Source organism: Paraburkholderia sp. EB58, from assembly GCF_050436665.1.
In the GTDB taxonomy this organism is placed as follows: domain Bacteria; phylum Pseudomonadota; class Gammaproteobacteria; order Burkholderiales; family Burkholderiaceae; genus Paraburkholderia.
In genome coordinates this window covers 1-5,862 of sequence record NZ_JBNDMQ010000084.1, presented here as the reverse complement: position 1 = coordinate 5,862, position 5,862 = coordinate 1, and the positions used below count along the sequence as shown (strand labels likewise).

At 58.8% G+C, this 5,862-nt stretch carries 6 protein-coding genes and 1 pseudogene; 5 read left to right on the top strand and 2 right to left on the bottom strand.

Annotation, left to right across the window (positions count from 1 at the left end):
* Positions 1 to 241 precede the first annotated feature (241 nt).
* From P3T40_RS44715 to P3T40_RS44700, 4 genes are read left to right on the top strand one after another with little or no spacing between them, the layout of a single operon-like run.
* Positions 242 to 730: a hypothetical protein gene (locus P3T40_RS44715; RefSeq protein WP_429274059.1), complete on the top strand. Its 489-nt coding sequence runs from the start codon at positions 242 to 244 to the stop codon at positions 728 to 730.
* The gene (locus P3T40_RS44710) at positions 661 to 2,082 is read left to right on the top strand and encodes a diguanylate cyclase domain-containing protein (protein ID WP_429274058.1); all 1,422 of its coding nucleotides are present in this window, start codon (positions 661 to 663) and stop codon (positions 2,080 to 2,082) included. Before P3T40_RS44715 ends, P3T40_RS44710 begins: the two co-directional genes overlap by 70 nt.
* Positions 2,083 to 2,095: 13 nt before the next feature.
* Positions 2,096 to 2,728 carry a CSS-motif domain-containing protein gene (locus tag P3T40_RS44705; protein WP_429274057.1) on the top strand — a complete coding sequence of 211 codons (633 nt, stop codon included), beginning with the start codon at positions 2,096 to 2,098 and terminating at the stop codon, positions 2,726 to 2,728.
* A 24-nt stretch (positions 2,729 to 2,752) separates the two neighbouring features.
* Positions 2,753 to 3,679: an EAL domain-containing protein gene (locus tag P3T40_RS44700; protein WP_429274056.1), complete on the top strand. Its 927-nt coding sequence runs from the start codon at positions 2,753 to 2,755 to the stop codon at positions 3,677 to 3,679.
* Here P3T40_RS44700 and P3T40_RS44695 read toward each other — a convergent pair.
* Positions 3,665 to 4,876: a class I SAM-dependent methyltransferase gene (locus P3T40_RS44695; protein ID WP_429274055.1), complete on the bottom strand. Its 1,212-nt coding sequence runs from the start codon at positions 4,874 to 4,876 to the stop codon at positions 3,665 to 3,667. The genes P3T40_RS44700 and P3T40_RS44695 overlap by 15 nt on opposite strands.
* Before the next feature lie 330 nt (positions 4,877 to 5,206).
* On the opposite strand from P3T40_RS44695, the gene P3T40_RS44690 reads away from it, so the two are divergent.
* Positions 5,207 to 5,716 carry a molybdenum cofactor biosynthesis protein MoaE gene (locus tag P3T40_RS44690; RefSeq protein WP_429274054.1) on the top strand — a complete coding sequence of 170 codons (510 nt, stop codon included), beginning with the start codon at positions 5,207 to 5,209 and terminating at the stop codon, positions 5,714 to 5,716.
* Positions 5,717 to 5,751: 35 nt separating this feature from the next.
* Here P3T40_RS44690 and P3T40_RS44685 read toward each other — a convergent pair.
* Positions 5,752 to 5,862, bottom strand: a pseudogene (locus tag P3T40_RS44685) (cytochrome d ubiquinol oxidase subunit II); the annotation flags it as partial.

Genomic DNA, 5,862 nt, shown 5'->3' with positions numbered 1-5,862 from the left:
CTGGGCCACGAAACGGAACCAGTCGCGTCGCTGATCTCGCATTCCGCAGTTCAGCAGCAAACCGTCGGCGAAACGGCGGCTTCTTCAGCGTAGCCCTAAAGTTTCTCGGACTTGCGCCGCTATATAGACAGTAGCCAAGTAAAAAAATGTCGGCATATTAAATCTTCATTTCGTCTTTCTTTCGATGAAACGTAGTATTACTAACTAGAAATTCGATTGCGTAAGGGAATGAGAGAAGAGCATGTACGCAACACCGTTTCCCTGGGCCCGCAATCTCCTGTTCGCTCTGCCTGCGTTGGTGGTGACGACGCTCGCCTATGTGACCAGTTATGAACTCCGAACCATCGACGGCGAAATCTCGCCGATCTGGCTGGCCAATGCGGCTTTGCTCGCGCCTCTGATCGTTGCAAGACGCAGACAGCGCTGCGCGGTGCTCGGTGGCGGAGCGCTTGGCAATCTCGTCGCCCGACTATTGGTTGGCCATGGTCTGGGCGTATCGCTGGCCGACTCATTCGCGAATCTCGTGGAGGTGGTGATCGCGTTGGAATTTGCCCCGCGTATTTCGATGGTCACCGAGCTGATCCGGTTAAAACCGTTGGCAAAGTTTCTCGTGGGTGGCGCATTGCTTGCACCCATCGCGTCGGGGCTGCTGATACGCTCTTGCAAGCCACTCAACCGGGCGGCTCGCAATGGCCGACCCTGGTGGACTGGTTCGCCTCGCACGCGTTAGGTCTGGCGATCTTCACGCCGGCTGCCGTGGCATGCTGGACGGGAGAAGTTTTCCATCTCCTGCACGCAGGGCGTCGCAAGAGAAATGGCTTGCTGTTGCTGCTGGTTTGCATCGTCACGATAGGCGTTTTCGGGCAAAGCCGGTTCCACCTGCTGTACTGTGCACTTCCGCCCATTGCGCTGCTGGCGTTTCAGGCGGACGCCTCAGCGGTTCTGGTTGGTCCACTGATGTGTCTCGCGATTGCCGTGTGGTTCACGATGCATGGTTCGGGCCCATTCTGGATTGAACCCTACGGGAGCATGCAGGCCCGCATCTTCGCCCTGCAGCTCTATCTCGTGGCCGCGCTGGCCATCGCGTTGCCTATCAGCGTCGCCCAGGCGCAGCGAAACCGCCTGATTGCGCGGCTTCGCGACGGCGAACGACGCTACCAGGTGCTCGCGGAGAACGCGACCGATATCGTAATGAGCGTGGGGCTCGACGGCAGGATCATCTACGTGTCGCCACGTATCATTCCGGTGTTGGGCTATGCACCCGAGGATCTCATCGGCGTGCGCTACTCCGAACTCGTGCTGCCAGACGATTGCGATGCAATAGTCACCGCCTTTGAGAGTCTGACCGCGGCAAAGGCCGAGGTTTCGCTGGACAGTCGCCTCAGGCGTCCGGACGGTCAGGCTCGCTGGATAAAGACGTATCTGCGGCTTGTCGTCGACCCGTTCTCCGGCAAGCCGGAGATGCTGGCGGTCACAGTTCGAGACATTACGGAGCGCAAGACCGCTGAGCAACGACTCGCAGACGAGCGAACCGAACTGCAGGGGCTTGCCTTCCGGGATGGCCTGACGGGCCTGTTCAACCGGCGGCATTTTGACCGCGAGCTAGAACGGGTATGGCGTCAGCACACACACGCAGAAAGCCGGAACCCGGTTGCTGCGATGATGATCGATATCGATGCATTCAAGAGCTATAACGACCACGACGGGCATCAGAGCGGCGACGAGTGCTTGCGTCGAGTGGCACAAGCGATTGCTTCCGCGGCGAGGCGTCCGACGGACATCGCGGCTCGGTATGGTGGCGAAGAGTTCGCACTGATCCTGGCAGATACCGATCAGCACGGCGCGCTGATCGTCGCTGAGCGTATTCGGGCAGGCATTGAAAACCTGCGGATTCCACATCCAGCGTGCCAGACCGGCATCGTGACCATTAGTGTCGGCGTGGCTGCGCAACGGCCGGGCGAAGACGGTGACGGGAGCGCCCTGGTGGCGGCCGCAGACAAGGCGCTTTATAGCGCCAAACAGCGCGGACGAAACCGGGCCTGCATGGTGGACACGGATGTCGTAAGCCATATCGCCGGATGATCACAATACGATCATGATCACAGTCACAATCGCGAGATTCGCTACGACCGTATTGCCCCGTCCTGTCGACACAGCCACCCAGCCACGGCGGATGCGGTTCTCGGCCGTCGGCATCCTTGGCGCGGTTCTGGTTGTGTCCCTGGCGGCTGGCTATCATGTCGCCACCATACACACGCAGCAACGTGAAGCGGCCCTCGCAGAAGACATCAGTCTCCCGTTCCACGATCTGGTTGCCGTAGTCGAACTCGACAGTCAGCAACTCGCACAGTTCGCAGGGCAAGCATGCGTAAGCATCACGGCCGGTCTCACAGAGGAGGGAGAGCTTGCGCCCTACGTAGGCAGCGCGTTCTTTGTGAAAGACAATCGCGTCTACTGCTCGACGCTAATGGGAGCCGTCGACATCCCGTTGTCGGTGTACGTTTCACCCTCGAGCGCGAGGATCCAGATAGCCATGCGCCCCGGCACGCCGCGACATCCGGACCGGCCGGCGATGATCGTCTACGACCGTCTGTCCCCGCACACCGGGATTGGCTTCGTTATCCCAGGCGTTTACGTTAAAGACCTGCTTGTGAGCGGGACCGCGGCCGGAGTCCAGTCGACGGCCGTCATCGGCTCCGATGGCAGTGCGCTCACCAGCGACGGCTAGTTTATCGACCCGGCTTCGCATCGTATGGGCCTCGCCAGCTACTCGGCGCCCGATGCGCTGTTTTCCGTATCGGTGCAAGGCGTTCAGGCGTGGCGGGTGCATGATCTTGTTGCGGTTGAAGGCGCGACTTCACTGATTGGCCTGTTGCTGGGTTCGACGATCGCGGCTGGCTACCTGAGCGTCTATACGCCGCGGCGGCGCCTGATCCGCGGCGTCCGGCGGGGCTTGGCGCGTGACGAGTTCTTTGTCTTCTATCAGCCCATTGTCGACATGGCGACTGGGCAATGGGTGGGGGCCGAGGCGCTGGTGCGCTGGCAGCATCCGCAGTGGGGCCTGGTAATGCCCGGGCAGTTCATCGGCCATGTGGAGAATAGTCCGGTGATTGCGGACCTGACGCAATTCGTCCTCAAACAGGCGCTCGCGGAACTTGGCGCGATGGATCTACCGAACGGGTTCAGCATCACCGTCAACCTGGCGGCTTTCCACGCCGGTCTGCGAGAGTTTCCTTGCGATCTGAGCGACATCCTCGCGGCCAGTCGGACCAGACTGCAGGTCGTCTTCGAAATTACCGAACGAGGGCTGCTCGCGGGCATCGACGATGTGCGCGATCATCTGGCGAAGCTGGGAAGCCAGGGCGTCAAGTTCGCCGTTGATGACTTCGGCACCGAAAACAGCAACCTTGCGCTGCTGCAGCGTTTTCAGTTCGACTACATCAAGATCGACCGTCAATTCGTACACGGTGTCGTCAGCAACGACCGCGCGCTGGTGGAAGGCATCGCGTTTCTCGCGGGACAAGTGGGTGCGCTGGTGGTCGCCGAGGGCGTCGAGGAGTCAGCGCAGCAACGCATCCTGGAGGCCATCGGCGTGCCGCTGGCGCAGGGCTTCCTGTTTGCGAAGCCCGGTTTGGCCGCGGAATTCGCGCGAGGCTTTGCGGCGTCAGCCGAGCATTGACGCAGTGCCTCCTGCCTTCCGGCATACGACCTGATACGGCGATGCGTTGCCAGCAGAGAATGCGTGTGCGCACCCTGCAAGGTAGACCCGCCAGATTCTGTATTTGGTCTCGCCGACAGTTTGACGAATGCGGTCCGCGTGTTGCTCATAGCGCGCCGCCCAGTGTTTCAGTGTCGTGGCGCAGTGTCGGCCGAGATTTTTCACGTCGATAGCCTCCAATCCGCTCTGCTGCAATGCTCGGGTCACCAGCGAAATATGATGCTCGCCCGACGGATACATAAATCGGCTGATGAACTCGTCGCGAGGCGCTTGTGTGTTGCCCTGATCAGAGTCGGGGTTCGTGATGCAATGGTCTATGAGCATGCCGTCGTCCGCAAGGAGGCTGCGGACCTTTGAAAAATATGACGGGAGCCTGTCTCGCCCTATGTGCTCAAACATTCCAACATTCGTTACCCGCTCAAACGTCCCACGGACATCGCGATAGTCTTCGAGCCTGATCTCAACCCTGTCGCTCAAGCCAGCCGCTCGAACCCTTTCGGTTGCGAGCTGATACTGATTCTCCGAGAGCGTGACACCGACGCATCTTGCCCCGTAAGTTGCAGCAGCACGCATGACTAGCGCGCCCCAGCCGCATCCAATGTCAAGGAGACGGTGACCAGGCTGAACGCCAATTTCACGGAGAACATGATCGATCTTCTTGAGTTGAGCTTCATCAAGCGTTTCATCACCGCTTTCAAAGTAGCCGGACGAGAAAACCATCCGTTCATCGAGCCAGAGCTTATAAAAGTCGTTGGAGACGTCATGATGATATCGGGTTGACGTTTTATCCCACTGCCTGCTGTGGTCCGCTCGACTTGAGGTTCCGGCACGCACTGACGATCTTTTCGGCGACGACGACGGCAACATGCGATACATCGCATCGATGACATCTTCGAGCTTTCCGTCCACGTCGATGCGTTCTGTCACGTACGCTTCACTGAGCGAGTCCACGCTCGCGGTGAAAAGTAGCGGTAGAACCGATGCGTCGCGCACGTGTATGCGCACGATCGGACTTTTGAAAGTGCCCAGGTCGAAGTTCTTTCCGCTCCAAAGGCTCAATTGGATTGGAAGATTATGGCTACGGCGGATACCGTCTACCCAGGTGTCTATTCCTAAGTTCATTAACCGATTCAGCAATTTTCTTTCCTTCGGTTCCATGTCGTTGATATTCCACTTCCCGCAGCCCGAGTAACCCCCGGTTCGCTGGCGCGGTCATTCACGGACTGGTCCAAACACATAAGAAAATATAAGGTCAGCCCTTCTCGATCGAGAGCACACATGTGAAGACGCGCGAAGGGCACAGAAGTGAGTCTCGGCATGCGAGAGATTTCTTCGAGCCGGTGGGTCGACAACTGTGCTCCTCTCATTGTTGACTGTCTGTGCTCATTCGTCGCGTTTGTGGCGCCATACCCTAGGCGGGACCCCGGTGCTGTCAAATGGCGGTCGTTTTCACTTCAAATTAGAAAGGGATCCGAAATCAACGGACCTATGGAACCGAACCTGCCTATTTGCGTAATGCCGTGCACGTTAGCGACGGACACCGCTCAACCACCTCGCTCTCGCCACACAGGCGTGCTCATTGACGTGACGGTGCGCGTCCAGTTCGAAAGCATAGACATCGAATCTGCGATGTCTGCTATGACGCTACTTCGTGGAGACGGGACGCTCGCGACCTTTCTCGGCGATGTTCGCGATGTCGGTGCGCGTGCCGACGTCGTCGCATTCGAGATTGAACACTATGCGGACGTGACTGAACGCGCGCTTCATCATGCAGTCGCGGTGGTGTCGGCTCGCTGGGACGTCGACGCAGTATTGCTCATTCATCGAATCGGCATCGTCTTGCCCAGCGAGCCGGTGGTTCTTGTAGCCGTGGCCGCAAAACGCCACGGAGCTGCATTTTCCGCCTGTGAGTTTTTGACCGATTATCTGAAGAACCGCGCCCCTCTGTGGAAACGGGAAGTGAGGGAAGACGAGATCTCAGCATTGTTTGATGCATGACGCGCTCTTGAAGAGCGCGTCATGCAGGGTGTCGCTTAGTGATGAACGGGCACGACCTTGCCGCGGAACAGGTGGTACTGGTACAGGTTGTAGCCGACCATGATCGGGAAGACGATGCCGATTCCGAACAGCATGAAGGTGAGCGT

Bases quoted from the DNA above. Each gene is read 5' to 3' on its own strand.
- P3T40_RS44715 (WP_429274059.1), top strand. From the start codon at position 242: ATGTACGCAACACCGTTTCCCTGGGCCCGCAATCTCCTGTTCGCTCTG.
- P3T40_RS44705 (WP_429274057.1), top strand. From the start codon at position 2,096: ATGATCACAGTCACAATCGCGAGATTCGCTACGACCGTATTGCCCCGT.
- P3T40_RS44700 (WP_429274056.1), top strand. From the start codon at position 2,753: ATGGGCCTCGCCAGCTACTCGGCGCCCGATGCGCTGTTTTCCGTATCG.
- P3T40_RS44695 (WP_429274055.1), bottom strand. From the start codon at position 4,876: ATGGAACCGAAGGAAAGAAAATTGCTGAATCGGTTAATGAACTTAGGA.
- P3T40_RS44690 (WP_429274054.1), top strand. From the start codon at position 5,207: ATGGAACCGAACCTGCCTATTTGCGTAATGCCGTGCACGTTAGCGACG.